Consider the following 23,520-nt stretch of genomic DNA (forward strand, 5'->3'; position numbering starts at 1 on the left):
TCTTCGTCTGCGCCGGTCAGATCACGGCGGCGTGCGCGAGGTCGTCGACGGTGCGGACTCCACCGCCGCGCACGTCCGCCCAGGCCTGTGCCAGGCGCGTCATCGCCTCCGCCGCACGCTCCGGCGGCAGCGTGATCGGGACCCGGAGCCGCCGCTCCAGCACGCCTCCGGTGGTGAAGCGCGGCCCGGGCGGGAGGATGAGTCCCCGCTCCCGGGCAGCGAGGGACAGCGTGGTCGACAACGGGGCGCCGAGATCGATCCAGGCGGAGAGGCCGCCGGGCGTCTCCGGCATCCGCATCCCCGGGATCTCGGCGATCGCCGCGGCCACCGCGTTCCGCCCGGCGCTCAGGCGGCGCCGCACGTGATGGGTGAGCGCGGGGACGTCGGCGAGCAGCTCCACGGCGATGCACTGCTCGAGGAGCGCCGTGCCCAGCTCGAACGAGGGACGGACGGCCAGCAGCCGGGCGATGACCGAGCGCTCGGCGCGGATCCAGCCGATGCGCATGCCTCCCCACGCGATCTTCGACATCGATCCCACCGTGATCACGTTCGGGCCCTCGGCCGCCATCGGCGCCGGTGCCCAACCCCTGTCGATGTCGAGTTCTGCCGTGGTCTCGTCGACGATCAGGTGCGTGCCGGTGTTGCGGGCCGTCGTCGCGATCCGAGACCGCTCCTCCTGCGGCAGCGTCGCGCCGGTGGGGTTGTGGAAGTCCGGGATGAGGTACGCGACGTGCGGGCGTGCGGTCAGCAGGGTGTCGGTGAGGTGCCGGGTGTCCCAGCCGTCGGTGTCGACCGGCGTCGGGAGCAGCCGGTAGCCGTGCCGGTGCAGAGCCTCGAGCGCGTGCGGGAAGGTCGGCTGCTCCACGAGGGCGCGTTCGCCACGGCGGCCGATCGCCGTGAGGATGAGGTTGACGGCGTTGAGGGCGCCGGAGGTGATCATGATCTCGTCCGGCGAGGTCGCCGCGCCGCGTTCGGTGAATCGGCGGGCCACGGCTTCGCGCAGCTCGGGAAGGCCCTGCAGCGAGTAGCCGCTCGTCCCGCGCAGGGCTGCCAGCCGGGGGAGGGACCGCACGGTCGCGTCGTACAGGCCGGGGGTCGAGTCCATCGAAGCGATCGACAGGTCGACCGCCTCGTCGTCCCCGTCGGGAGCGGCGGCGGACGGACCGTGCGGGAGGGTCACCCTGGTGCTCCCGCCATGATGCCGGGACACATAGCCGCCGGCCTCGAGAACGCCGTAGGCGCGGGTGATGGTCGAGCGTGATCGCCTTAGTTCGAGGGCCAGGGCCCGTTCGCTCGGCAGTCGCTCGCCCACCGTGAGGCGTCCGTCGAGGATGAGGGCCCTGATGCGGTCAGCCAGGCCCGAGGCCGAGGCGTCATCGATGTCCTGAGTGCCGAGCTGAGTGACGAGACGGGAGGCCATGCGTCCAGCCTGCCGCAAAGTGGCCTTCCATGTGCAGGCCACTTTTCGCTCAGTGGTCGGTCTCGGGACGCCGTCGTCCGGGCCACGATGGGGAGATGCTCTTCCGTGCCGTCTTCCTGCCCTTCACCGCGACCAGCCGTCGAGACCTGGTCGAGCGGCTGGCCCAGCTCGTGGGTGGGCTCTTCCTCTACGGCGTCGCGCTCGGCTTCATGGTGCGGGGCGGCATCGGCGTCGCGCCCTGGGACGTCCTGTCGCTCGGCGTCGCACGCGGGACGGGCCTCGGGTACGGAGTCGTCACGGTGCTGATCTCGATCGTCGTCCTGCTGCTGTGGATCCCGCTCCGTCAGCGGGTGGGCCTCGGCACCCTGCTCAACGCGTTGCTCATCGGCCCGTTCGCCGATCTCACGCTCCTCGTGCTGCCTGCTCCGCCGTCCGTGTGGGTCGGGGCCCCCATGTTCGTCTTCGGACTCGTGCTGCTGGCGTTCGCCACCGGTCTCTACATCGCGGCGGACTTCGGCCCCGGACCGCGCGACGGACTCATGACGGGGCTCGTCCGGGTGACCCGGTGGCCGGTCTGGCTGGCGCGGACGGTCATCGAGGGGTCCGTGCTGCTCGTCGGCTTCCTCCTCGGCGGTCCGGTGGGCGTCGGCACCGTGCTGTTCGCGTTCGGCGTCGGTCCGTTGATCGGCTGGTTCCTCCCGCGGATCGAGCGCCGCCGTCGGGAGCGTTCGCAGCGCCTCGCCGTCCGGGCGAGCGCGCCCCTGGGTCCCTGAGCCTGTCGAAGGGCGGGTAGCGTACCGCGCATGACGAAGGCCCCCGGGGAGATGATCCCGGGGGCCTTCGTCGCGAATGCGGAAGCGGTCAGCCGACGCCGCCGAGCACGAGCACGGCGTTGTGTCCCCCGAAGCCGAACGAGTTGCTGATGGCGATCTGCGGGCCGTCGCCGAGCGGAGTTGCCTCTCCAGACAGACGGAACGGCACCTCCGGGTCCGGCTCGGTCATGTTGATCGTCGGCGGGGCCACGCGGTCCCGCAGCGCGAGGAGCGAGAAGATCGCCTCCAGCGCGCCGGTCCCGCCCAGGAGGTGTCCGGTCGACGCCTTGGTCGCCGACACCGGGATCTCATCGATCCGGTCGCCGAAGACGTTCTTCAGCGCGACGTACTCGTTGGGGTCGCCGACCGGCGTCGAGGTCGCGTGGGCGTTGATGTGCGTCACCTGGTCGGGGGTGATGCCGGCCTCCTCGAGTGCCTGGACGACGGCACGGGCCGCTCCCTTGCCCTCGGGGTCGTTGCCGGTGATGTGGTAGGCGTCGGCGGTCACTCCACCGCCGAGGACGTAGCCGTAGATCTTCGCGCCGCGGGCCTTGGCGTGCTCCTCGGTCTCGAGGATGAGGGCCGCGGCGCCCTCGCCCATCACGAAGCCGTCGCGGTCGATCGCGCCGGGTCGGGAGGCGTGGGCGGGGTCGTCGTTCCGACGCGACAGCGCCTGCGCGGAGGCGAACGCGGCCATCGTGATCGGGTGGATCGCCGACTCGGTACCGCCGGCGATGACGACGTCGGCCAGGCCCTCCTGCAGGTGGTGGAAGGCGTGGATGATCGACTCGGTGCTGGAGGCGCAGGCGCTGACGACGGTCTGTGCGTAGGCGCGGGCCTCGAACTGCAGCGACAGGTTGCCGGCCGCCGCGTTCGGCATCAGCATCGGCACGGTCAGCGGCATGACCCGGCGGGGGCCCTTCTCGCGCAGCGTGTCCCAGGCGTCGAGCAGCGTCCAGAGGCCGCCGATCCCCGTCGCGAAGTCGACGCCGAGGCGCTCGGGAGCGACCTCCGGCGAGCCTGCGTCCTCCCAGGCCTCGCGGGCCGCGATGAGGGCGAACTGCGAAGACGGGTCGAGACGCTTCGCCTCGTGGCGGGGCAGCACCTCTTCCGGACGGACGCTCGCAGAGGCGGCGAACGTGACGGGCAGGTCGTACTCCTGCACCCAGTCGTGCTCGATCGTGCGGGCGCCGGAGGCACCGGCGAGAAGGTTGTCCCAGTTCTCCGGAGCCGTCCCGCCGATGGCGGAGGTGGCGCCGATGCCGGTGACGACGATGCGCTTGGTCATGAGGTGTGGTTCCTTGTCGAAACGAGGTCGTGCGGGGGATGGGCAGGGCCGGAGGATGCCACTCCTCGCCCGGGGCGAGGGTGGCATCCTGCCGGGATTACTCCTGGCCCGCGACGATGAAGTTGACGGCGTCGCCGACGGTCTTCAGGTTCTTGACCTCGTCGTCGGGGATGGTGACGCCGAACTTCTCCTCGGCGTTGACGACGATCGTCATCATCGAGATCGAGTCGATGTCGAGGTCGTCCGTGAACGACTTCTCCAGGGCGACCTCGCTGGCGTTGATGCCGGTCTCGTCGGTGATCAGTCCTGCGAGGCCGGCGAGGACCTCATCGGTGGTGAAAGCCATGGTGGTCTTCCTCTTTCTTGCGGGTTGTATTCGGAACCGTGGAACAGTCTAGGGAAGGTCGACGCGTCTTCAGGGGAGGACGACGACCTGGGCTGCGAAGACGAGGCCGGCGCCGAAGCCGATCTGCAGGGCGAGGCCGCCGGAGAGCTCCGGGTGCTCGGCCATGAGGCGGTGGCTGGCGAGGGGGATCGAGGCGGCCGACGTGTTGCCGGTGGTCTCGATGTCGCGGGCGATGACGGTGGTCTCCGGCAGGCCGAGCTGCTTGGCGAACTCGTCGATGATGCGCATGTTGGCCTGGTGCGGGATGAAGGCGGCGAGGTCGGAGGCCTCGATCCCGGCCTTCTCCAGCGCCTCGCGGGCGACCTTGGCCATCTCCCACACAGCCCAGCGGAAGACCGTCGGGCCCTCCTGGCGGAGTGTCGGCCACGGCACCACACCGTCGCGGAAGTCGGTGAGGGTGCCGTTCATGCCCACGGCGTCGGCCTTGGAGCCGTCGCTGCCCCAGACCGCGGGGGCGATGCCCGGCGTGTCGCTCGGGCCGATGAGCGCGGCGCCGGCGCCGTCGCCGAGGAGGAACGAGATGCTGCGGTCGGTCGGGTCGACGACGTCGGAGAGCTTCTCCGTGCCGATCACGAGCGCGTGGCGGGCCGCACCCGCCTTGATGAGAGCGTCGGCCTGCGCCACGGCGTAGGCGTAGCCTGCGCAGGCCGCGTTGATGTCGTAGGCCGCGGCCGGGTTGGCCCCGACGCGGTCCGCGACGATCGCCGAGACGGACGGCGTCTGCTTCGGGTTGCTGATGGTCGCGACGATGACGAGGTCGACCTGGTCGGCCGGGACGCCCGACTTCTCGATGGCCTCGGCTGCCGCCGCGGTCGCGAGGTCGATGGCGTCGGTGCCCTTGTCGGCCCGCGCGCGCGTGATGATGCCGGTGCGCTGACGGATCCACTCGTCGCTGGAGTCGATCGGCCCGATGAGGTCTTCGTTGGGCACCGCGTTCTCGCCGCGAGCCGCGCCGAACGCGTAGATGCGGGTGTAGGCGGGCCCGGCGATCTGGGCGAGGGAGGCGGTCATGCGGCTTCTCCGTTCAGCAGCGCGACGGCGGCTTCGAGGTCTTCGGGGGTCTTCACGGCGACCGTCGGCACGCCGCGCAGGCCGCGCTTGGCGAGACCGACGAGGGCGCCCGCGGGGGCGAGCTCGATGACGCCGGTCACGCCGGCGTCGGCGAAGGAAGTCATGCAGAGGTCCCACCGGACAGGGGAGGAGACCTGGTCGACGAGGTAGTCGAGCGCTGTCCGGCCGTCTGTCACGACCGAGCCGTCACGGTTGGTCCAGAGCGTGATTCCGGGGTCGGACGGCTGCACGTCGGCGACCCCGTCGCGGAGGGTCGAGACGGCGGAGGCCATGTAGTCGGTGTGGAACGCGCCGGCGACCTGGAGCGGCACCACGCGCGTGCCCTTGACCGGCTCCTCGGCGAGAGCCGCCAGGGCCGGAAGGGGACCGGCGACGACGATCTGCCCGCCGCCGTTGAAGTTCGCCGGTGCGAGGCCGAGTTCGGCGAGTCGCGCGAGGAGCGCCTCCTCATCGCCGCCGAGCACCGCGCTCATCCCCGTCGGGGTCTGGGCGGCGGCATCGGCCATCGCCCGCCCGCGGATGCCGACGAGGCGCATGCCCGTCTCGGCGTCCAGCACGCCGCTGCCGACGAGCGCCGCGATCTCCCCGACGGAGTGCCCGGCGATGCCGTCGGCGCGGCGGCCGGCGGCGGCCACGAGGGCGTCACCGGCGACGAGGGAGGCGGCCACGATCAGCGGCTGGGCGACGCGGGTGTCGCGGATGGTGTCCGCGTCCGATTCGGTGCCGTGCGCGCGGAGATCGAGCTGCGCGGCCTCGGAGTAGGCGGCGAGACGCTCCTCCACTCCGTCGAGCTCGAGCCAGGGGGCGAGGAATCCGGGGGTCTGCGAGCCCTGTCCAGGGCAGACGACGACAATCACCCACCCAGTCTGCCAACGATCGCGGCAGAACGGTGGATGATCCATCACAAGATTGCGCGAAACCCTTGTGTGTGGCGCACAGATCGCGCGCGGCTCAGCGCGGAGGGCGGCGCAGCGGCGGACGGCGCCGGACCTGCTCGGCCGCCCCGATGGAGCCGAGGATGAGCGCGGTCTGCAGGATGAGGGCCTCGCGGGGTCCGGTCGCGTCCCACCCGATGACCTCGCTCACCCGCTTGAGGCGGTAGCGCACGGTGTTCGGATGCACGAAGAGCTCGCGAGCCGTCGCCTCGAGCGAGCGGCCGTTGTCGAGGTAGCTCCAGAGCGTCGTGACGAGATCGGTGGAGTGCGCCTGCAACGGGCGGTAGATGCGCTCGATGAGGGTCTGCTTCGCGAGAGGGTCGCCGGCGAGGGCGCGCTCCGGGAGCAGGTCGTCGGCCTCCACGGGCCGCGGTGCGCTCCGCCAGGCGCGGGCCACCGCGAACCCGGCCAGGGCGGCACGAGCGCTCTGACTGGCGTCGACGAGGGCGGCGACCGCCGGGCCCAGCACGACGAAGCCGGGACCGAAGGACGGCTCCAGACGCGAGGCGATCTCCTGGAACCCGAGCTCCTCGTCCTCGCCCTCCTGACCCTCGACCCGCGCGCGCCCGAGCACGAGGACGAGGCGCGAGCCCTGCACGCCGATGAGCACATCGACCGCGAGCTTCCGCGCCGTCCGGCGCACGAGGTCGACGTCGAACTGCGGGGGCGTGGTGCCGACCAGGACCGCGACCTCTCCATGGCCGTGCCACCCGAGTGCGGCGATCCGGCTGGGCAGCTCCTCGTCGGCCTCACCCGTGAGGATCGAGTCGACGACGAGCGCCTCGAGCCGCGCGTCCCACAGCCCGCGGGCCTCGGCGGCACGGGCGTAGACGTCGGCAGCGGCGAACGCCACGTCCCGCGAGTAGAGCAGGATCGCCTCGCGGAGATCCTCACCCTTCCCCGCGACCCGTTCCTCGGTCACCTCGACGGTGACGCGGATGAGCTGGAGCGTCTGCTGCAGGCTCACGCTCCGCAGCAGCTCACGGGGAGCGGCGGCGAAGATGTCCGCCGCGATCCACGGGGTGGACGTCGGGTCGTCGTACCACTGGATGAACGACGTGATGCCCGCCTGCGCCACCAGCCCGACCGCGGAGCGGCGGGCCGGTGGCATGTCGGCGTACCAGGGGAGGGTGTCCTCCAGCCGCTTGATGGTTACCGTGGCGATGTCGCCGGAGATCCGGCGCAGCCAGGTGAGCGTGGCGGCCTTGTCCATGCCGGCGGCGGAGACGGGTGTCACCGAGGGCTCAGCTTTCGCCGCCAGCGTTGCCGCTCGTGCCGGCGTTCACGTCGTGCAGGCGGTACTTCTCGATGGCCTGAGCGGAGAGGCCGCGGTCGACCTTGCCCTCCTCGGCCAGTGCCTGCAGGGTGCGCACGACGATCGACGGGCCGTCGATCTTGAAGAAGCGGCGGGCAGCGGCGCGGGTGTCCGAGAAGCCGAAGCCGTCGGCACCGAGGGTGGCGAAGCGGTTCGGGACCCACGGGCGGATCTGGTCCTGCACGGCGTGCATGAAGTCGCTCACCGCGACGACGGGACCTTCCGCGCCCTGGAGCTTCTGCGTGAGGTACGCGGTGCGCGGCTCCTGCTCCGGGTGGAGGAAGTTGTGCTCGTCGGCGGCGAGGCCGTCGCGGCGCAGCTCGGTCCACGAGGTGACGGACCACACGTCGGCGACGACGCCCCAGTCCTTCTTCAGCAGCTCCTGCGCCTCGAGGGCCCACGGCAGACCGACGCCGGAGGCGAAGAGCTGAGCGCGCGGGCCGTCGCCCTCGCCGACGGCGACGCGGTGGATGCCGCGGACGATGCCGTCCACATCCACGTCGGCCGGCTCGGCGGGCTGCACCATCGGCTCGTTGTACACCGTGAGGTAGTACATGACGTTCGGGTCTTCGTGCTGTCCGCCGTACATGCGCTCGAGACCGGAGCGCATGATGTGTGCGATCTCATAGCCGTACGCCGGGTCGTAGGAGACCGTCGCCGGGTTGGTGGAGGAGAGCAGGTGCGAGTGGCCATCGGCGTGCTGGAGGCCCTCACCCGTGAGGGTGGTGCGACCGGCGGTGGCGCCGATGATGAAGCCGCGCGCCATCTGGTCGCCGGCGGCCCACTGGGCGTCACCGGTGCGCTGGAAACCGAACATCGAGTAGAAGATGTAGATCGGGATGAGCGGCTCGCCGTGCGTCGCGTAGGACGTGCCCGCGGCGGTGAACGCCGCGAGAGCGCCGGCCTCGTTGATGCCGACGTGGACGATCTGGCCCTGCGGGCTCTCCTTGTAGGCGAGCAGCAGCTCCCGGTCGACCGACGTGTAGTGCTGGCCGTTGGGGTTGTAGATCTTCGCGGTCGGGAAGTACGCGTCCATGCCGAACGTGCGCGCCTCGTCCGGGATGATCGGCACGATGCGGTGGCCGAACTCCTTCGAGCGCAGCAGGTCCTTCAGCAGACGGACGAACGCCATGGTCGTGGCGATCTCCTGCGTGCCGGAGCCCTTCTTCGGCAGCGCGTAGGCGTTCTCCTCGGGGAGGGAGAGGCCGACGTGCGTCGACCGGCGCTCCGGGAGGAAGCCGCCGAGGGCCTTGCGGCGCTCGAGCATGTACTGGATCGTCTCGTCCTGCGGTCCCGGGTTGTAGTACGGGGGCAGGTACGGGTTCTCCTCGAGCTGCGCGTCCGTGATCGGGATGTGCATCGCGTCGCGGAACGTCTTGAGGTTGTCCAGCGTCATCTTCTTCATCTGGTGGGTCGCGTTGCGGCCCTCGAACTGCGGGCCGAGCCCGTAGCCCTTGACGGTCTTCGCGAGGATGACGGTCGGTTTGCCCTTGTGCTCGGTCGCGGCCTTGAACGCGGCGTAGACCTTGCGGTAGTCGTGGCCACCCCGCTTGAGGTTCCAGATGTCGTCGTCGGAGTAGTCCTTGACGAGTGCGGCGGCGCGCTCGTCGCGGCCGAAGAAGTGCTCGCGGATGTACGCGCCGGACTCGGCCTTGTACGTCTGGTAGTCGCCGTCGGGGGTGACGTTCATGAGGTTGAGCAGTGCGCCCTCGGTGTCACGGGCGAGCAGGTCGTCCCACTCGCGGCCCCAGACCACCTTGATGACGTTCCAGCCGGCGCCGCGGAAGAACGACTCCAGCTCCTGGACGATCTTGCCGTTGCCGCGCACCGGGCCGTCGAGACGCTGCAGGTTGCAGTTCACGACGAAGGTGAGGTTGTCGAGGCCCTCGTTCGCCGCGACCTGCAGCTGTCCGCGGCTCTCGACCTCGTCCATCTCGCCGTCGCCGAGGAAGGCCCAGACGTGCGACTGCGAGGTGTCCTTGATGCCGCGGTTCTCGAGGTACTTGTTCGACATCGCCTGGTAGATGGCGTTGATCGGGCCGAGACCCATCGACACCGTCGGGAACTGCCAGTACTCCGGCATGAGGCGCGGGTGCGGGTAGGACGGGATGCCGTTCGGCGCGTGCGATTTCTCCTGGCGGAAGCCGTCGAGCTGGTCCTCCGAGAGGCGACCCTCGAGGAAGGAGCGGGCGTAGGTGCCGGGGGAGGCGTGACCCTGGATGAAGATCTGGTCGGCGCCACCGGGGTGGTCCGCGCCCTTGAAGAAGTGGTTGAAGCCCACCTCGTACAGCGCCGCCGAAGACGCGTAGGTGGAGATGTGACCGCCGACGCCGATGCCGGGGCGCTGGGCGCGGTGCACCGTGATGGCGGCGTTCCAGCGGATCCAGGCGCGGTAGCGCCGCTCGATCTCCTCGTCGCCGGGGAACTCGGGCTCGTTCTCCGGGGCGATGGTGTTGATGTAGTCGGTGGTCGGAACCATCGGCACGTTCAGGTGCAGTTCCTTGGAGCGCTTGAGCAGGCTGAGCATGATCTCGCGCCCGCGGCCGTGGCCCTTGGCGTCCACCAGCTCGTCGAGCGACTGCTGCCACTCACCGGTCTCTTCCGGATCGCTGTCGAGGGGGCCCTGAGAGTACGGATCCTGGTCGTGGACGGTCACGGGGGAACCTTTCGTCAAGCTGGCAGGTCATGCCAAGGAAACGGGAAGCGACACGGGCAGCCTTGTCGGCCGTGCACAACGCGCGCCGACCTCAGCCTATCCCTCTTCCACGACACGGGTGCGCATCCGCGCCCGGATAGACTGAGCGCACCAGGGCCTTTAGCTCAGCTGGTAGAGCGCCACGTTTACACCGTGGATGTCGTCGGTTCGATCCCGGCAGGGCCCACCCGTAACGTTTGCAGCGGGGAGCGGCAATGGCGCGACGCATCGTCATCAGCGGGGCATCAGGCCTCATCGGTTCCGCCCTCGCCGCCTCCCTGCGGGCGGACGGCATCGAGGTGAGCACCCTCGTGCGGCGTCCGCCGCAGGCCGAGGGCGAGATCGAGTGGGCTCCGGGAGAGGCGGCGCTGGATCCCGATGCCCTCGCCGGGGCCGAGGCCGTCGTCGCCCTCGGGGGCGCGAGCGTCGGCCGGCTGCCGTGGACGCGCGGGTACCGCCGGCAGCTCGTCGAATCGCGGCTCGACGCGACGAACACGCTCACCACCGCGCTGCGCGCTCTGCGCACCGACGCGCCCGCCTTCCTCTCCGCCTCCGCCGTGGGCTACTACGGATCGGCGCCCGGCGAGGTGCTCACCGAGCACTCCGGCCCCGGGAGCACCTTCCTCGCCGACCTCACCGTGCGCTGGGAGACGGCCGCGCGACGAGCGGAGGACCACACGCGGGTCGCCCTGCTGCGGACGGCACCGGTGATCCACCGCCGGGGTGTGCTCCGGCCCATGATCACGCTGACGAAGCTCGGCGTCGCCGGCCCGCTGGGGCCGGGTACGCAGATCTGGCCGTGGATCTCCCTGGACGACGAGGTGCGCGGCATCCGCCATGTCCTCGATGAGAAGCTCGCGGGGCCCGTCAACCTCACCGGGCCCACCCGGGCGTCCGCGAACGACATCGGTCGCGCGCTCGCGCAGCGGATGCACCGGCCGTTCTGGCTGCCCGCTCCCCGGTGGGCCCTGCGCCTCGCCCTCGGCGATGCCGCCGACTCGTTGCTGCTCCCGGATGCCGACGTGCGCCCCGAGGCTCTCCAGCGGTCCGGCTTCCGGTTCGCCCATTCCACCGCCGTCGACGCCGTGGCCGCCGCGATCTGACGAGCCCGCGATTCTCCCGGCGAGACCCCTGCCGTGACGGCGACCGCGCTGTCAGGATGGGCGCATGGAGATCATCGAGAACTCGAAGCTCACCGTCGTCGGCGCCGGAAGCGTCGGATCGAGCGTGGCCTATGCGGCTCTGATCCGCGGCTCGGCCCGCCACGTCGCGCTATACGACATCGCGACCGAGAAGGTCGAGGCGGAGGTGCTGGACCTCGCACACGGGACGCAGTTCACCGGCAGCAGCGACATCATCGGCGGCAGCGACATCTCGGTGGCGGCCGGTTCCCACGTCGTGGTCATCACCGCGGGAGCGAAGCAGAACCCGGGGCAGACGCGCACCGAGCTCGCCGGGGTGAACGCCGGCATCATCCGGCGCATGATGCCGGAGCTGCTGTCCGTCGCGCCGAACGCGGTCTACGTCATCGTCACGAACCCGTGCGACGTGCTCACCGTCATCGCTCAGCAGGAGACGGGCCTGCCCCCGGAGCGCATCTTCGCCTCCGGAACGGTCCTCGACACCTCCCGGCTGCGCTGGAAGCTGGGGGAGCGGGCGGGCGTGTCCACGGCCAGCGTGCACGCCCACATCATCGGGGAGCACGGCGACACCGAGTTCCCGCTCTGGTCGCGGGCGACGATCGGCACGGTCCCGATCCTCGACTGGGAGACTCCGGAGCACCCGCGCTTCACCCTGGAGGAGCTGGACGAGATCGCCGTCGACGTCCGGGACGCCGCCTACAAGGTGATCCAGGGAAAGGGCGCCACGAACTACGCGATTGGGCTCTCCAGCGCGCGCATCGTCGAGGCGATCCTCCGCGACGAGCATGCGGTGATGCCCGTGAGCACGGTTCTCCGCGACTTCCACGGGATCGACGGCGTCGCCCTGTCCGTGCCGTCGATCGTCAGCGCCGCCGGGGCCGTGCCGATCCGCACGACGGCGTTCTCGGACCGCGAGCTCCACCTGCTGCGGCAGTCCGCCGACGCGCTCACCACGGTCGCGGCATCCCTGGAGGGATGACGGCGGTGGGGCGGCGGTCCGCCCCACCGAGGTTCACCGGCCGTGGGGATCGGTGCGGTTGAGCATCGCGACGACGTCGTCGTAGTCGCCGCGCGCCTCGCCGTAGCGGAGGAACTTCACCCGCTCGACCTGGATCTCGGTCGCGTCAGGCTGGGTCTCGATGAGTGTCATGACCTCGTCGACGAACGCGTCGAGCGGCACAGCGGCCTCGTTCTCCGCATGCCCGGGCATGAGGTCCGTACGCACGGCGGGCGGCTCGAGCTCCTGCACGGCGACGGTCGTGCCGGTGAGCTGCAGCCGCAGCGACTCGCTGAGCATGTGGATCGCCGCCTTGCTCGCGTTGTACGTGGGCGTGACCTTCAGGGGTGCGAAGGCGAGACCGGAGGAGACGGTCATGATGGTCGCGGCGGGCTGGGCCCGCAGGTGTTCGATGAAGGCGGCGATGAGACGGATCGGGCCGAGGATGTTCGTCGTGACGGTCTCCTCGGCGGTGGACAGGAAGCCTGCCGGCGTGGTCCAGTCCTCCGTGCGCATGATGCCCGCCATCGTGATCAGCACGTTCAGCGTCGGATGCGCGGCGAGGACCGCGGCCGCGGCCTCGCTGATGCTGGTCGGGTCCGCGGTGTCGATGCGGACGGTGTGCAGCTCGGGATGCGCGGCAGCGATCGCGGTCAGCCGGTCCCCGCGGCGTCCCCCGACGATCACGGTGTTCCCGCGCTCCTGCAGGCGGAGCGCCAGGGCCAGACCGATCCCGCTCGTCGCGCCGGGGATGAAGATGGTGTTTCCGGTGATGTCCATGACCTCAGCCTCGGCGCTGTTCCGGCGCCGTTCCAGAGACGGCTGATCGGGGGATCGGCGGTCCCTGGATCCCGTCCCGTGTCCGGGGGATACTGCACGGATGGATCGCGATGCCCTGGCCGACTTCCTCCTCCGCCGTCGGGAGGCGCTCCGTCCCGCCGATGTGGGTCTGCCTGAGGGGCCGCGTCGGCGGACGGCCGGGCTGCGCCGGGAGGAGGTCGCGCAGCTGGCGACCATGTCGACGGACTACTACACGCGTCTCGAGCAGCGCCGGGGCCCGCAGCCGAGCGCCCAGATCCTCGCCGCCCTCGCCCGCGCGCTGCGGCTGTCCTCGGACGAGCGCGACTACCTCTACCGGCTCAGCGGGCTCAGCGCTCCCGATCGCGCGGTGATCACCGACTACGTCCGTCCCGGCATCCTCCGCGTGCTCGACCGTCTGCACGACACCCCGGCGTTCGTGGTCTCGGCACTCGACGAGGTGCTGGTGCAGAACGACGCCTCGCGGGCTCTGATCGGAGACGCGAGCGGGCTGACCGGGCTCGACCGGAGCGGCATCCATCGCTGGTTCGCCCGACCCGAGGAGGAACGGCGGCGATACCGGGAGGTCGATCACCCCCGGCAGTCACGGGCGCTGGTGGCGGCGTTGCGCGCGGCGTACGGCACCATGGGCGCGCGGTCGCGGGCGGGGGAGATCGTGGCGGATCTGTCGGAACGGAGCCCCGAGTTCGCGCGGCTCTGGGCGGCCCACGAGGTCGCCCGTCGCTTCGAGCAGCACAAGGTGATCGTCCATCCGGAGCTGGGGGAGATCGAGGTGGACTGCCAGGCGCTGTTCACCGAGGACGAGTCGCAGGCGCTCATCGTCCTCACGGCGCAGCCCGGGAGCGAGGCCGCCGGGAAGCTGGAGTTCCTGCGCGTGCTGGGCACGCAGAGCGTCTGAGCCCTCGCGCTCAGGACTCCTCGTGCACGGCGGGATCGCCGTCGAACAGGCGCCCGTCCGCGCGTCCGAGTGCGGTGATCGCGGCGACCTCCGCGTCGTCGAGCACGATGACAGCGGCGGCGAGGTTCGCGGCCTGGTGCTCCGCGGACGACGCCTTCGGGATCGCGACCGTCTCCCTGGCCACGTGCCAGGCGAGGACGGTCTGTGCGGGTGTGATGTCGTGAGCTGTGGCCACCTCGCGGACGACGTCCTCGTCGAGGAGGGCCTGCGCACGCCCCAGCGGGCTCCAGGCCTCGGTGAGGATGCCGCGCTCTCGGTGATAGGCCAGCTGCTCCTCCTGCGGGAAGTACGGGTGCACCTCGATCTGATTCACGACCGGCCGGACCCCGGTCTCCCGTTCGATGCGCTCGAGATGCTCGGGGAGGAAGTTCGAGACGCCGATTTGGCGGACGACGCCGCGCGACTGGGCGTCGACGAGCGCCTCCCATGCCTCGACGTACTCGTCCTGGCTCGGGTTCGGCCAGTGGATGAGGTGCAGGTCGGTCGCGTCGAGGCCGAGGCGGGAGCGGCTCTCCTCGATGCTGGCGGTCGCCGTCGCGCGGGCATGGTGCCGTCCGGGGAGCTTCGTCGTCACGATGACCTCGGAGCGGGGGACGCCGGAGGCCGTGACCCCGCGCCCGACGGAGCCCTCGTTCTCGTAGTTGAACGCCGAGTCCACGAGGCGGTAGCCCGCCCGGAGGGCCTGGGCGACCGCGTCGGCTCCGGCGTCGCCGTTCAGTCGATACGTGCCGAGACCGAGTGCCGGCAGGGCGAAGCCGTTGTGGGCGCGGAAGGTGGGGACAGTGGTCATCGATGCTCCTCCGTAGGCGTGCCTCCAGCGTAGGGCGAGTTGGCGCGCCGCGGCCCTCCGCGCGATGCTGGCAGGCATGATCCTGATCGTCGCGCCCTCATGACGGCATCCTTCCGCTGCCCCTGCGCTTCGGGGGACACCTTCGCCGCGTGCTGCGGCCCCCTCCTCGACGGCGCTCCTGCCCCGACCGCCGAGCGGCTGATGCGCTCCCGGTACACCGCGTTCGCGCGGGAGGACGGAGCCCACCTGCTCCGCACCTGGCACCCGGGGACACGACCGAAGACGATCGCCTTCGAGGACGACCTCGAGTGGCGTCGGCTGGTGATCGTGGATCGCGTGGCGGGCGGCCCCTTCGACACGGAGGGCGTGGTCGAGTTCGAGGCCTTCTGGCGGCAGGGCGGCACGCGCGGATCGCTGCACGAGCGCAGCCGCTTCGTCCGCGAGGACCGGACGTGGTTCTACCGGGACGGCGACATCCGGTGATGCGGCGCTCGGCCCGGCAGCGACTAGATTTGAGAGCGTGAACGCCACCCCGGAGACCCAGCGCACCCTGCTCGACATCGCGGACCTCGACCGGCGCATCGCGCAGGCGGAGCGTGCCCGCACGCAGCCGAGCCAGGCGGGCCGGATCGCCGAGCTCGTCGCCATCCGTCAGGAGCAGCTCCGCGAGCTCACCGTCCTGACCGGCGCCAGGGACGACGCCCGCACCGAGCTCTCGCGGCTGGAGTCCGACGTCGCGCTGGCCGAGCAGCGGCGCGACCGCGACGCCCAGCGCCTCGCGGCGGCCACCAACCCGAAGGAGGCGCAGGCTCTGGAGCACGAGCTCGCCAGCCTCGCCAAGCGTCTGAGCGACCTGGAGGATGCGGAGCTCGACGTCATGGGCCGGGTCGAGGAAGCCGACGCCGCCGTGGCCGCGCAGCAGGCGCTGCTGGATGCGACGACCGCGGAGGGGAGTGCCCTCACCGCGCAGGGCAAGGCCGACGTCGCTGCGGCGACCGAGCTCGGCGCGCAGCTCGCCCGCGACCGGGAGGCGGTCGCCGCCACCGTTCCCGCGCCTCTTCTCGCGGAGTACGATCGCCGCGCCGCGAACAGCGCCGGAGCCGCGCTCCTCACCCGCGGGACCTGCGAAGGCTGCCGCATGATGCTCCCCGGCACCGATCTCAACGAGATCCGTCGCGCGCCCGAGGACGAGGTCGTCTCGTGCCCCGAGTGCGGCTGCATCCTCGTGCGCACCGAGGAGTCGGGACTCTCTTCATGAGCGCATCCGGCCTGCACCGCCCGTGACGGCGCCGGCGTCGGGCCCGGAGCGACGCCTCGCGCTGGTCGGCCTCGGTGCGGGGGAGTACGCCGCGATCGAGCTCGACGAACACGACGAGGAGCAGCAGCGCACGCTCCTGCCCGCGGCGGAACTCGCCGGATGGGTGGCCGCGGTCGAAGCCGCCGATGCCCCGCGGTGGATCATCCGCAGCGCGGCCGAGATCTACGCGCTGCTCCTGACCGAAGGCGTCAGGATCACGCGCAGCCATGATCTCGTGCTCTGCCACGCGATCCTGCGCGACACGGCCATGGTGTCCACGCCGCTGGCACCCGCCGCGGCGTGGGAGCGCCGCGACCCGGTCGACACCACCCCCTCCCTGTTCGACGTCCTCGACGAGGAGTCCGGCGAGGATGCGATCGCCGCGGCACTCGAGCAGTACCGCGCGCAGCGGACCGTGATGGCGGAGGCGGCGGACGGGCGCCTGACGCTGCTGTGCGCCGCGGAGTCGGCCGGCGGGCTGATCGCGGAGGAGATGCGCGTCGCGGGGCTCCCGTGGGACGCCGGGGTGCACGATGCGATCCTCACCGAGACCTTGGGGGCTCGTCCGGCCGCGGGCGGGCTGCCCCGACGGATGGTGGAGCGCGGCGACGAGGTGCGGGCCCTGCTCGACGACCCCACGCTGCACCTGGACAGCCAGCCGAAGCTGCTGCGGGCGCTGCACCGCGTGGGAGTGTCGGTGGAGTCGACGAGCAAGTGGGAGCTGTCCGCCCACGAGCACCCGGTGATCGAACCCCTCCTCGCCTACAAGAAGCTGTCTCGACTGCTCAGCGCGAACGGCTGGAGCTGGCTGTCGGAGTGGGTGCAGGACGGCCGTTTCCGCCCGGTGTACGTCCCCGGGGGCGTCGTGACCGGACGGTGGGCATCGGCCGGCGGCGGCGCACTGCAACTGCCGCGCAACCTCCGCCCCGCGGTGCGCGCGGACCCGGGCTGGGCCCTCGTCGTCGCGGACGTCGCCCAGCTCGAGCCGCGGATGCTCGCGGCCATGGCTGCCGACGAGGCGATGGCGGCCGCGGCGCGCGGCGGCGACCTCTACGCGGGGGTCGTCGCGTCGGGTGCCGTTGCAACCCGCGAGGAGGCGAAGTACGCGGTGCTGGGAGCGATGTACGGCGCCACCAGCGGAGACAGCGGGCGACTCGTTCCCCGGCTGCGGAAGGTGTACCCGCGTGCGATGGCGCTCGTCGACGACGCGGCGCGGGTGGGGGAGGACGGCGGCATCGTCTCTACCTGGCTCGGGCGCTCCTCGCCGCGTCCGTCCACGGAGTGGATGCGGCTGCAGGCCGATGCCACGGGCGCCGATGCCGACGCCGCCGTGGTCTCCCTCGCCCGCCGCCGCGCGCGGGAGTGGGGGCGCTTCACCCGGAACTTCGTCGTCCAGGGCACCGCGGCGGAGTGGTCGCTCATCTGGCTCGCCGAGATCCGTCACCGCCTGGCGCAGCTCCCCGAGGTCTTCGGCGCCGCCGAGGCGTCGGGACCGTTCGCCCGGGAGCCGCACCTGGCGTTCTTCCTGCATGACGAGGTCATCCTGCACACGCCGCAGGAGCACGCGGAGGCCGCCGCCGCCGCCGTCCGAGAGGCCGCTGCCGTCGCCACCACCCGCCTGTTCGGCACCTTCCCGATCGACGTGCCGCTCGACCTGCGCATCGCGGACTCCGCAGAGAAGTGACGCCGCGTAGACTGGAGGGGCGAATGGGTCGACTGGACGGTCGCGTGGCGGGCAACCGCACCGAGGAACGTCCGGGCTCCACAGGGCAGGGCGGTGGGTAACACCCACCCGGAGTGATCCGCGAGACAGTGCCACAGAGAGCAGACCGCCCCGCGAGGGGTAAGGGTGAAAGGGTGGTGTAAGAGACCACCGGGGGACGTGGTGACACGGCCCGCCAGGTAAACCTCGCCCGGAGCAAGGTCAGACAGAGGATGATGACGCGGCCCGCCGAGTCCTCGGGTAGACCGCTGGAGCGGCACGGCAACGTGTCGCCGAGAGAGATGGCCGTCGAAGGGGCGAAGAACCCCGGAACAGAACCCGGCGTACAGGTCGGCCCATTCGCCTCGAACGAGAAAGGCCCCGATGACTCACGTCATCGGGGCCTTCCCTCGTTGGGTCCCTGAGCCTGTCGAAGGGTCAGTCGCCGGCGAGCGAGGCCGCGCCGATGATGCCGGAGTTGTTGCGGTGGATCGCGGGGACGATCGGCGTCTTCAGGTCGAGCAGGGGCAGGAAGTCGCCCGCGTTCTTCGACACGCCGCCGCCGACCACGAACAGGTCGGGGCTGAACAGGAACTCGATGTGCGAGTAGAACGCCTGCAGGCGCTCGGCCCACTCCGCCCAGCTCAGGCCCTCGCGCTCGCGCGCCGAGGTGGCCGCATAGGTCTCGACGGACTCGTACTCGCGGAAGTTCAGGTGGCCGAGCTCCGTGTTCGGCAGCAGGACGCCGTCGTACAGGAACGCGGAGCCGATCCCGGTGCCGAGCGTGGTCAGGAGCGTGAAGCCGAGCACATCGCGGGCGGCTCCGTGGCGGGCCTCCGCGACGCCGGCGGCATCGGCGTCGTTCACGAAGACGATGTTGCGGCCGAGGCCGTCGCGGAAGAAGCGCTCGGCGTCGAAGTCGATCCACTCCTTCGAGACGTTGGCCGCGGAGAGGGTCTTGCCGCGCTTGACGATCGCGGGGAACGCCACGCCGAGCGGCAGGGTCGACTCGTGCACGTCGAGCGTCTTCAGGACGGTCTGCACCGCGACGAGGACGTCTTCCGGCGCCGCGCCGGCCGGAGTGGGCACGCGCACCCGATCCGAGGCCATGGTGCCGTGTTCGAGGTCGACGATTCCCGCTTTGATACCCGTGCCGCCGATGTCGACGCCGATCGCTTTTGCCATGGCCGATAGCTTAGCGACCACGGTGCACGCCAGTAGGATCGATGACATCACCCCAACCGCTCGCGGGAAGAAGGAGCAGCCATGACCGACGGCGATCACAAGTACTGGTACAACTCCGTCACGGGCGAGGTCGAGTTCGGCATGCTGTCGCCGTCCATCGACCGCATCGGTCCGTTCGACACCGAGGCCGAGGCGCGCCGCGCCCCCGAGGTGCTCAAGGAGAGGTCGCGTGCCTGGGCCGAGGAAGAGGCCGCGGAGCAGGGCTGGGATGCGAAGCCGTCCAGTGGCTTCGGTGCGGAGAAGGGCCAGGGCGCAGAGTAGCCATGGACAAGCAGAGGGACTTCGTCCTCCGGACGATCGAGGAGCGCGGCGTCAAGTTCGTGCGCCTGTGGTTCACCGACGTGATCGGCACGCTCAAGTCCGTCGCCATCGCGCCGGCCGAGGTCGAGGGCGCCTTCGCCGAGGGCATCGGTTTCGACGGCTCCGCCATCGAGGGGCTGACCCGCACGTACGAGTCCGATCTGCTCGCCCAGCCCGATCCGACGACCTTCCAGACGCTGCCGTGGCGCGGGGAGATCGACCCGACCGCCCGCATGTTCTGCGATCTCACCACGCCCGACGGGCAGCCCGCGGTGGCCGATCCCCGTCATGTGCTGAAGCGGACGCTCGCGAAGGCCGCCGATGCGGGCTTCACGTTCTACACGCACCCGGAGATCGAGTTCTACCTCCTCAAGTCGTCGTCGTTCGGCCCTGAGGGGCCCGTCCCCGTCGACTCCGCCGGCTACTTCGACAACGTGCCCGGGGGCACGGCGCACGACTTCCGTCGCCGTTCGGTCCGCATGCTGGAGGACCTCGGCATCTCCGTGGAGTTCAGCCACCACGAAGGCGGCCCCGGCCAGAACGAGATCGACCTGCGCTACGCCGACGCCCTCACCACCGCGGACAACGTGATGACCTTCCGCACGGTCATCAAGGAGGTCGCGATCGAGCAGGGCGTGTACGCCACGTTCATGCCGAAGCCGCTCAGCGGCCAGCCCGGCAGCGGCATGCACACGCACATGTCGCTGTTCGAGGGCGATCAGAATGCCTTCTACGAGGAGGGCGCGAAGTACCAGCTCTCCAAGACCGGACGCCACTTCATCGCGGGCCTGCTCAAGCACGCCAACGAGATCTCCGCCGTGACGAACCAGTTCGTCAACTCGTACAAGAGGCTCTGGGGCGGCGACGAGGCGCCGAGCTTCATCACGTGGGGCCACAACAACCGCTCCGCCCTGGTCCGCGTCCCGATGTACAAGCCCAACAAGGGGCAGTCGTCGCGCGTCGAGTACCGCGCGCTCGATTCCGCGGCGAACCCCTACCTGGCCTACGCGCTCATGCTCGCTGCCGGTCTCAAGGGCATCGAGGAGGGGTATGAGCTTCCGCCGGAGGCGGAGGACAACGTCTGGGCGCTGAGCGACGCCGAGCGCCGGGCGCTGGGCTACTCCGCCCTTCCTGCCAGCCTCGACCACGCCCTGGAGTACATGGAGGCCTCCGAGCTCGTCGCGGAGACCCTGGGCGAGCAGGTGTTCAACTACGTGCTGCTCAACAAGCGCAAGGAGTGGGAGGCGTACCGCGGCCAGGTCACGCCGCTGGAGCTGAAGAACAACCTCGAGCTCCTCTGAGCGCGGCATGGCTCGCCCCGACGCCTCCGTCTCGCTCTCGGCCCTCGCCCGGCTCGGCTTCGCCGAGCTGAGCGAGGCCGCGGCGTCGCTGGCGGAGCTCGAGAGCCTGCTCGGCGTGCCGCGCGCGATGCTGCTCGAGGCGGCCGTCGCCGCGGATCCGGATGCGGCGGTCCGTGGGATGCTGCGGGTCGCTCGACGAGATCCCTCCCCGCTGCGGGCGCTCGTCGGCGACGAGGAGACGCGCCGGCGCGTCTGGCGTGTCTTCGGCGCCTCCGTGGGACTGGCGGAGTTCTTCCTGCGGCATCCCGAGGAGCTGGAGGTGCTGGCGGCAGCGGTCGACGTGCTCCCCGCGGCGGACGTGTGGCGCGATCGGCTCCTCGCTGCCGTCGGAGCGCAGGACGGGTTCGCCGACTCGGCGGAGGACGGGACGGTCGTGGCGCTCCGCGTCGCGTATCGGCGGAACCTCGCGGAGATCGCCGCCTTCGACCTCGGTCATCCGCGCCCCGAAGACGTCGTCGCCGCGGTCGCCGCCTCCCTCGCGGATCTCGCCGGAGCCGCCCTCGAGGCCTCGCTCGCGATCGCCCGCACCCGCCAGGCACCGTCCGCCGGTCGCGAGGCCGTCGCTGCCACCCAGCTGGCCGTGATCGGCATGGGGAAGGCCGGCGCGCGGGAGCTCAACTACGTCAGCGACGTCGATGTGATCTTCGTCGGCGGCACCACGGATGAGGAGGTGCTGTCCGAGCCGCAGGCGATCGACATCGCCACGCGTCTGGCCAGGGACACCATGCGCCACCTCAGCGCCATCGAGGTCGAGCCGCCGCTCTGGGAGGTCGACGCGGCGCTGCGCCCGGAGGGCAAGCAGGGCGCGCTCGTGCGTTCCCTCGCGTCGCACGTCGCGTACTACGACCGGTGGGCGAAGAGCTGGGAGTTCCAGGCGCTGCTGAAGGCTCGTCCGCTGGCCGGCGATCCCGACCTGGGCGCCGCCTACATCGATGCGGTGCAGCCGCGCGTGTGGTCGAGTGCCGCCAGAGAGGAGTTCGTCGAGAGCGTCCAGCGCATGCGCGAGCGGGTCATGGAGCACATCGACCCGGAGGACGCCCCGTACCAGCTCAAGCTCGGCGCGGGCGGGCTGCGCGACATCGAGTTCACCGTGCAGCTGCTGCAGCTCGTGCACGGTCTCACCGACGAGTCGCTGCGCACGCGTGGCACGCTGGAGAGTCTGGACGCCCTGGTCGCCGGGGGCTACATCGGGCGGGCGGATGCGGGCACCTTCGCGGACGACTATCGGGTGCTGCGGCTCATGGAGCACCGTCTGCAGCTGCGCGACCTCAGCCGCACCCACCTCATGCCCAAGACGCCGGCCGGACTGCGCATCCTGGCGCGCAGCACGAAGCTGGCGGAGACGGGGGAGGGCGTCTGGGCGCGGTGGGAGAGCGTCCGTCGCGAGGTGCGCGACATCCATACCCGCCTCTTCTACCGCCCGCTGCTGAGCGCCGTGGCCGGACTGCCCGAGGAGGAGCGCACCCTCTCCGCGGAGCAGGCTCACGACCGGCTCGCCGCGATCGGGTTCCGCGACCCGGCGGGAGCGCTGCGGCACATCGGCGCGCTGACACGCGGGCTCAGCCGCAAGGCGACGATCCAGCGGCATCTCATGCCCGTCATGGTGCGCTGGTTCGCGGACGGCAGCGACCCCGACTACGGTCTCCTCGCGTTCCGCCGCATCAGCGAGCGGCTGGGGGACACCTCGTGGTTCCTGCGCATGCTGCGGGACTCGTCCGGCGCCGCGGAGAGCCTCACCCGGCTGCTGTCGTCCTCGCGGTACATCGGCGAGCTGCTGGAGTGGATCCCGGAGTCGGTGGCGTGGCTGGACAGCACCGAGCGGCTGCGTCCGCGGAGCGCGCAGGCGCTCGACGACGAGGCCCGAGCGATCCAGACGCGCCATGAGACGGTCGCCGATGCGCTGCGAGCCGTGCGGGCCCTGCGGCGTCGCGAGCTCCTGCGCACCGCGATGGCGGCCGTCCTCGACGTCGTCACCATCGAGGAGGTGGCCACCGCGCTCACCGACATCACGGATGCGACGATCCAGGCCGGCCTCCGCGCCGTCCTCCGCGAGGTCGTGCCTCCCGAGGACGCGGCGCTCGACTTCGCGGTCATCGGCATGGGGAGGTTCGGCGGTGCCGAGCTCGGCTTCGGCTCCGATGCCGACGTCCTGTACGTGTACGACGCGAACGGCGTCGACCCGAGCCGAGCAGAGAAGCTCGCGACGAGGGTCGTGGCGGGACTCCGTGAACACCTCACCGATCATCGCCTCCCTCTCGAGCTCGACGCGGGTCTGCGCCCCGAGGGGCGCAACGGTCCGATCGTGCGGTCGCTCGACGCCTACGCGGCCTACTACCGCCGCTGGTCGCTGTCGTGGGAGGCCCAGGCGCTGCTGCGGGCGCGGGGTGTCGCCGGGAGCACGAAGCTCATCGGGCGGTTCATGGAGCTCGCGGACAGCATCCGGTACCCGGAGGCGGTCGACCTCCAGGGCCTCCGGGAGATCAAGCGGATCAAGGCCCGCGTCGAGGGGGAGCGCCTGCCGCAGGGCACGGACCCGCGTCGTCACCTCAAGCTCGGGCCGGGGACTCTCAGCGACGTGGAGTGGCTCGTGCAGCTCCTCCAGCTTCAGCATGCGACCGACGTTCCGGGTCTCCGCACGACATCCACGCTGCAGGCGCTGGACGCCACGGTCGAGGCCGGGCTCGTCGAGGAGGACGACGCCGAGCGCCTGCGGGCGGCGTGGCTGCTGTCCAGTCGGCTCCGTTCGGGCATCACGCTGCTCACGGCCCAGACGAGCGACGTCCTCCCCGCGGACCGCCGTCAGTTGGACGCCCTGGCCCGTCTGCTCGGCTATCCGCCCCGGTCGGCGACACCGCTGGAAGAGGACTATCTGGCGGTCACGCGGCGCGCGCGACGGACCTTCGAGCAGCTCTTCTATGGCTAGACGGCCGGTCGAGTTGCACGATCGCCCTCCGTCGCTCAGAGTGA

Annotated in this window: 20 protein-coding genes, 1 tRNA gene and 1 other RNA gene; 12 read left to right on the forward strand and 10 right to left on the reverse strand. The window is 71.1% G+C overall.

What is annotated here, in order from left to right:
• Nucleotides 1-16: 16 nt before the first annotated feature.
• Nucleotides 17-1,420, reverse strand: coding sequence for a PLP-dependent aminotransferase family protein (locus ACIQID_RS01860; protein ID WP_400281495.1), 1,404 nt, complete (start codon nt 1,418-1,420; stop codon nt 17-19).
• Between the two features lie 95 nt (nt 1,421-1,515).
• On the opposite strand from ACIQID_RS01860, the gene ACIQID_RS01865 reads away from it, so the two are divergent.
• A complete protein-coding gene (locus ACIQID_RS01865; protein WP_400281498.1) occupies nt 1,516-2,193 on the forward strand; it encodes a YitT family protein in 678 nt (225 codons plus the stop codon).
• A gap of 88 nt (nt 2,194-2,281) precedes the next feature.
• Here the strand turns inward: ACIQID_RS01865 and ACIQID_RS01870 are convergent, their stop codons facing one another.
• The 6 genes from ACIQID_RS01870 to aceE all read right to left on the reverse strand — a co-directional run bounded on the left by ACIQID_RS01870 (nt 2,282) and on the right by aceE (nt 9,903).
• Nucleotides 2,282-3,520, reverse strand: a complete 1,239-nt coding sequence (locus tag ACIQID_RS01870) for a beta-ketoacyl-[acyl-carrier-protein] synthase II (RefSeq protein ID WP_331202935.1) — start codon at nt 3,518-3,520, stop codon at nt 2,282-2,284.
• Between the two features lie 97 nt (nt 3,521-3,617).
• Nucleotides 3,618-3,866, reverse strand: coding sequence for an acyl carrier protein (locus ACIQID_RS01875; RefSeq protein ID WP_400281501.1), 249 nt, complete (start codon nt 3,864-3,866; stop codon nt 3,618-3,620).
• Between the two features lie 69 nt (nt 3,867-3,935).
• Entirely contained in the window at nt 3,936-4,937 is a 1,002-nt protein-coding gene (locus ACIQID_RS01880; RefSeq protein WP_312672344.1) for a beta-ketoacyl-ACP synthase III, read from the reverse strand.
• On the reverse strand, nt 4,934-5,854 hold the full coding sequence (locus tag ACIQID_RS01885; protein WP_400281504.1) for an ACP S-malonyltransferase: 921 nt from the start codon (nt 5,852-5,854) through the stop codon (nt 4,934-4,936). Before ACIQID_RS01885 ends, ACIQID_RS01880 begins: the two co-directional genes overlap by 4 nt.
• A 94-nt stretch (nt 5,855-5,948) precedes the next feature.
• On the reverse strand, nt 5,949-7,145 hold the full coding sequence (locus tag ACIQID_RS01890; protein ID WP_136052517.1) for a CdaR family transcriptional regulator: 1,197 nt from the start codon (nt 7,143-7,145) through the stop codon (nt 5,949-5,951).
• 31 nt (nt 7,146-7,176) lie between these two features.
• Nucleotides 7,177-9,903: a pyruvate dehydrogenase (acetyl-transferring), homodimeric type gene (gene aceE / locus ACIQID_RS01895; protein ID WP_312672347.1), complete on the reverse strand. Its 2,727-nt coding sequence runs from the start codon at nt 9,901-9,903 to the stop codon at nt 7,177-7,179.
• A gap of 153 nt (nt 9,904-10,056) precedes the next feature.
• On the opposite strand from aceE, the gene ACIQID_RS01900 reads away from it, so the two are divergent.
• The 3 genes from ACIQID_RS01900 (at nt 10,057) to ACIQID_RS01910 (ending at nt 12,063) form a co-directional block, all read left to right on the forward strand.
• Nucleotides 10,057-10,129, forward strand: a tRNA-Val gene (locus ACIQID_RS01900).
• Between the two features lie 28 nt (nt 10,130-10,157).
• Nucleotides 10,158-11,045 (forward strand): TIGR01777 family oxidoreductase, encoded by an 888-nt coding sequence (locus ACIQID_RS01905; RefSeq protein WP_400281507.1) that lies wholly within the window; start codon nt 10,158-10,160, stop codon nt 11,043-11,045.
• A 64-nt stretch (nt 11,046-11,109) separates the two neighbouring features.
• Nucleotides 11,110-12,063: an L-lactate dehydrogenase gene (locus ACIQID_RS01910; RefSeq protein WP_312672350.1), complete on the forward strand. Its 954-nt coding sequence runs from the start codon at nt 11,110-11,112 to the stop codon at nt 12,061-12,063.
• Between the two features lie 33 nt (nt 12,064-12,096).
• Here ACIQID_RS01910 and ACIQID_RS01915 read toward each other — a convergent pair whose 3' ends face one another.
• Nucleotides 12,097-12,861 (reverse strand): SDR family oxidoreductase, encoded by a 765-nt coding sequence (locus ACIQID_RS01915; protein WP_400281511.1) that lies wholly within the window; start codon nt 12,859-12,861, stop codon nt 12,097-12,099.
• 100 nt (nt 12,862-12,961) lie between these two features.
• Here ACIQID_RS01915 and ACIQID_RS01920 point away from each other — a divergent pair, with 100 nt between their 5' ends.
• Nucleotides 12,962-13,798 carry a helix-turn-helix transcriptional regulator gene (locus tag ACIQID_RS01920; RefSeq protein ID WP_400281514.1) on the forward strand — a complete coding sequence of 279 codons (837 nt, stop codon included), beginning with the start codon at nt 12,962-12,964 and terminating at the stop codon, nt 13,796-13,798.
• A 10-nt stretch (nt 13,799-13,808) separates the two neighbouring features.
• Here the strand turns inward: ACIQID_RS01920 and ACIQID_RS01925 are convergent, their stop codons facing one another.
• Nucleotides 13,809-14,648 carry an aldo/keto reductase gene (locus tag ACIQID_RS01925; protein ID WP_400281517.1) on the reverse strand — a complete coding sequence of 280 codons (840 nt, stop codon included), beginning with the start codon at nt 14,646-14,648 and terminating at the stop codon, nt 13,809-13,811.
• A 99-nt stretch (nt 14,649-14,747) separates the two neighbouring features.
• Between ACIQID_RS01925 and ACIQID_RS01930 the strand changes: the two genes are divergently transcribed.
• The 4 genes from ACIQID_RS01930 (at nt 14,748) to rnpB (ending at nt 18,010) form a co-directional block, all read left to right on the forward strand.
• On the forward strand, nt 14,748-15,131 hold the full coding sequence (locus ACIQID_RS01930; RefSeq protein ID WP_312672355.1) for a YchJ family metal-binding protein: 384 nt from the start codon (nt 14,748-14,750) through the stop codon (nt 15,129-15,131).
• A 37-nt stretch (nt 15,132-15,168) separates the two neighbouring features.
• Nucleotides 15,169-15,906 (forward strand): zinc ribbon domain-containing protein, encoded by a 738-nt coding sequence (locus ACIQID_RS01935; protein WP_400281520.1) that lies wholly within the window; start codon nt 15,169-15,171, stop codon nt 15,904-15,906.
• 22 nt (nt 15,907-15,928) lie between these two features.
• Nucleotides 15,929-17,629: a bifunctional 3'-5' exonuclease/DNA polymerase gene (locus ACIQID_RS01940; protein WP_400281523.1), complete on the forward strand. Its 1,701-nt coding sequence runs from the start codon at nt 15,929-15,931 to the stop codon at nt 17,627-17,629.
• A gap of 24 nt (nt 17,630-17,653) precedes the next feature.
• Nucleotides 17,654-18,010, forward strand: an RNA gene (gene rnpB, locus ACIQID_RS01945) — RNase P RNA component class A.
• 75 nt (nt 18,011-18,085) lie between these two features.
• Here rnpB and ppgK read toward each other — a convergent pair.
• A complete protein-coding gene (gene ppgK / locus ACIQID_RS01950; RefSeq protein ID WP_136052455.1) occupies nt 18,086-18,832 on the reverse strand; it encodes a polyphosphate--glucose phosphotransferase in 747 nt (248 codons plus the stop codon).
• 81 nt (nt 18,833-18,913) lie between these two features.
• On the opposite strand from ppgK, the gene ACIQID_RS01955 reads away from it, so the two are divergent.
• From ACIQID_RS01955 to ACIQID_RS01965, 3 genes are read left to right on the forward strand one after another with little or no spacing between them, the layout of a single operon-like run.
• Nucleotides 18,914-19,153 carry a hypothetical protein gene (locus ACIQID_RS01955; protein WP_025103604.1) on the forward strand — a complete coding sequence of 80 codons (240 nt, stop codon included), beginning with the start codon at nt 18,914-18,916 and terminating at the stop codon, nt 19,151-19,153.
• 2 nt (nt 19,154-19,155) lie between these two features.
• Nucleotides 19,156-20,493, forward strand: coding sequence for a type I glutamate--ammonia ligase (gene glnA, locus ACIQID_RS01960; RefSeq protein ID WP_071329447.1), 1,338 nt, complete (start codon nt 19,156-19,158; stop codon nt 20,491-20,493).
• A gap of 7 nt (nt 20,494-20,500) precedes the next feature.
• Nucleotides 20,501-23,476: a bifunctional [glutamine synthetase] adenylyltransferase/[glutamine synthetase]-adenylyl-L-tyrosine phosphorylase gene (locus tag ACIQID_RS01965; RefSeq protein ID WP_400281528.1), complete on the forward strand. Its 2,976-nt coding sequence runs from the start codon at nt 20,501-20,503 to the stop codon at nt 23,474-23,476.
• Nucleotides 23,477-23,520 lie beyond the last annotated feature (44 nt).

The organism is Microbacterium sp. NPDC091676 (genome assembly GCF_044756645.1).
GTDB lineage: Bacteria > Actinomycetota > Actinomycetes > Actinomycetales > Microbacteriaceae > Microbacterium > Microbacterium paraoxydans_D.

Excerpts from the sequence above, each read along its gene's own strand:
- ACIQID_RS01860 (WP_400281495.1), bottom strand. The coding sequence starts at position 1,420 with ATGGCCTCCCGTCTCGTCACTCAGCTCGGCACTCAGGACATCGATGAC.
- ACIQID_RS01865 (WP_400281498.1), top strand. The coding sequence starts at position 1,516 with ATGCTCTTCCGTGCCGTCTTCCTGCCCTTCACCGCGACCAGCCGTCGA.
- ACIQID_RS01870 (WP_331202935.1), bottom strand. The coding sequence starts at position 3,520 with ATGACCAAGCGCATCGTCGTCACCGGCATCGGCGCCACCTCCGCCATC.
- ACIQID_RS01875 (WP_400281501.1), bottom strand. The coding sequence starts at position 3,866 with ATGGCTTTCACCACCGATGAGGTCCTCGCCGGCCTCGCAGGACTGATC.
- ACIQID_RS01880 (WP_312672344.1), bottom strand. The coding sequence starts at position 4,937 with ATGACCGCCTCCCTCGCCCAGATCGCCGGGCCCGCCTACACCCGCATC.
- ACIQID_RS01890 (WP_136052517.1), bottom strand. The coding sequence starts at position 7,145 with ATGGACAAGGCCGCCACGCTCACCTGGCTGCGCCGGATCTCCGGCGAC.
- ACIQID_RS01905 (WP_400281507.1), top strand. The coding sequence starts at position 10,158 with ATGGCGCGACGCATCGTCATCAGCGGGGCATCAGGCCTCATCGGTTCC.
- ACIQID_RS01910 (WP_312672350.1), top strand. The coding sequence starts at position 11,110 with ATGGAGATCATCGAGAACTCGAAGCTCACCGTCGTCGGCGCCGGAAGC.
- ACIQID_RS01915 (WP_400281511.1), bottom strand. The coding sequence starts at position 12,861 with ATGGACATCACCGGAAACACCATCTTCATCCCCGGCGCGACGAGCGGG.
- ACIQID_RS01920 (WP_400281514.1), top strand. The coding sequence starts at position 12,962 with ATGGATCGCGATGCCCTGGCCGACTTCCTCCTCCGCCGTCGGGAGGCG.
- ACIQID_RS01925 (WP_400281517.1), bottom strand. The coding sequence starts at position 14,648 with ATGACCACTGTCCCCACCTTCCGCGCCCACAACGGCTTCGCCCTGCCG.
- ACIQID_RS01930 (WP_312672355.1), top strand. The coding sequence starts at position 14,748 with ATGACGGCATCCTTCCGCTGCCCCTGCGCTTCGGGGGACACCTTCGCC.
- ppgK (WP_136052455.1), bottom strand. The coding sequence starts at position 18,832 with ATGGCAAAAGCGATCGGCGTCGACATCGGCGGCACGGGTATCAAAGCG.
- ACIQID_RS01955 (WP_025103604.1), top strand. The coding sequence starts at position 18,914 with ATGACCGACGGCGATCACAAGTACTGGTACAACTCCGTCACGGGCGAG.
- glnA (WP_071329447.1), top strand. The coding sequence starts at position 19,156 with ATGGACAAGCAGAGGGACTTCGTCCTCCGGACGATCGAGGAGCGCGGC.
- ACIQID_RS01965 (WP_400281528.1), top strand. The coding sequence starts at position 20,501 with ATGGCTCGCCCCGACGCCTCCGTCTCGCTCTCGGCCCTCGCCCGGCTC.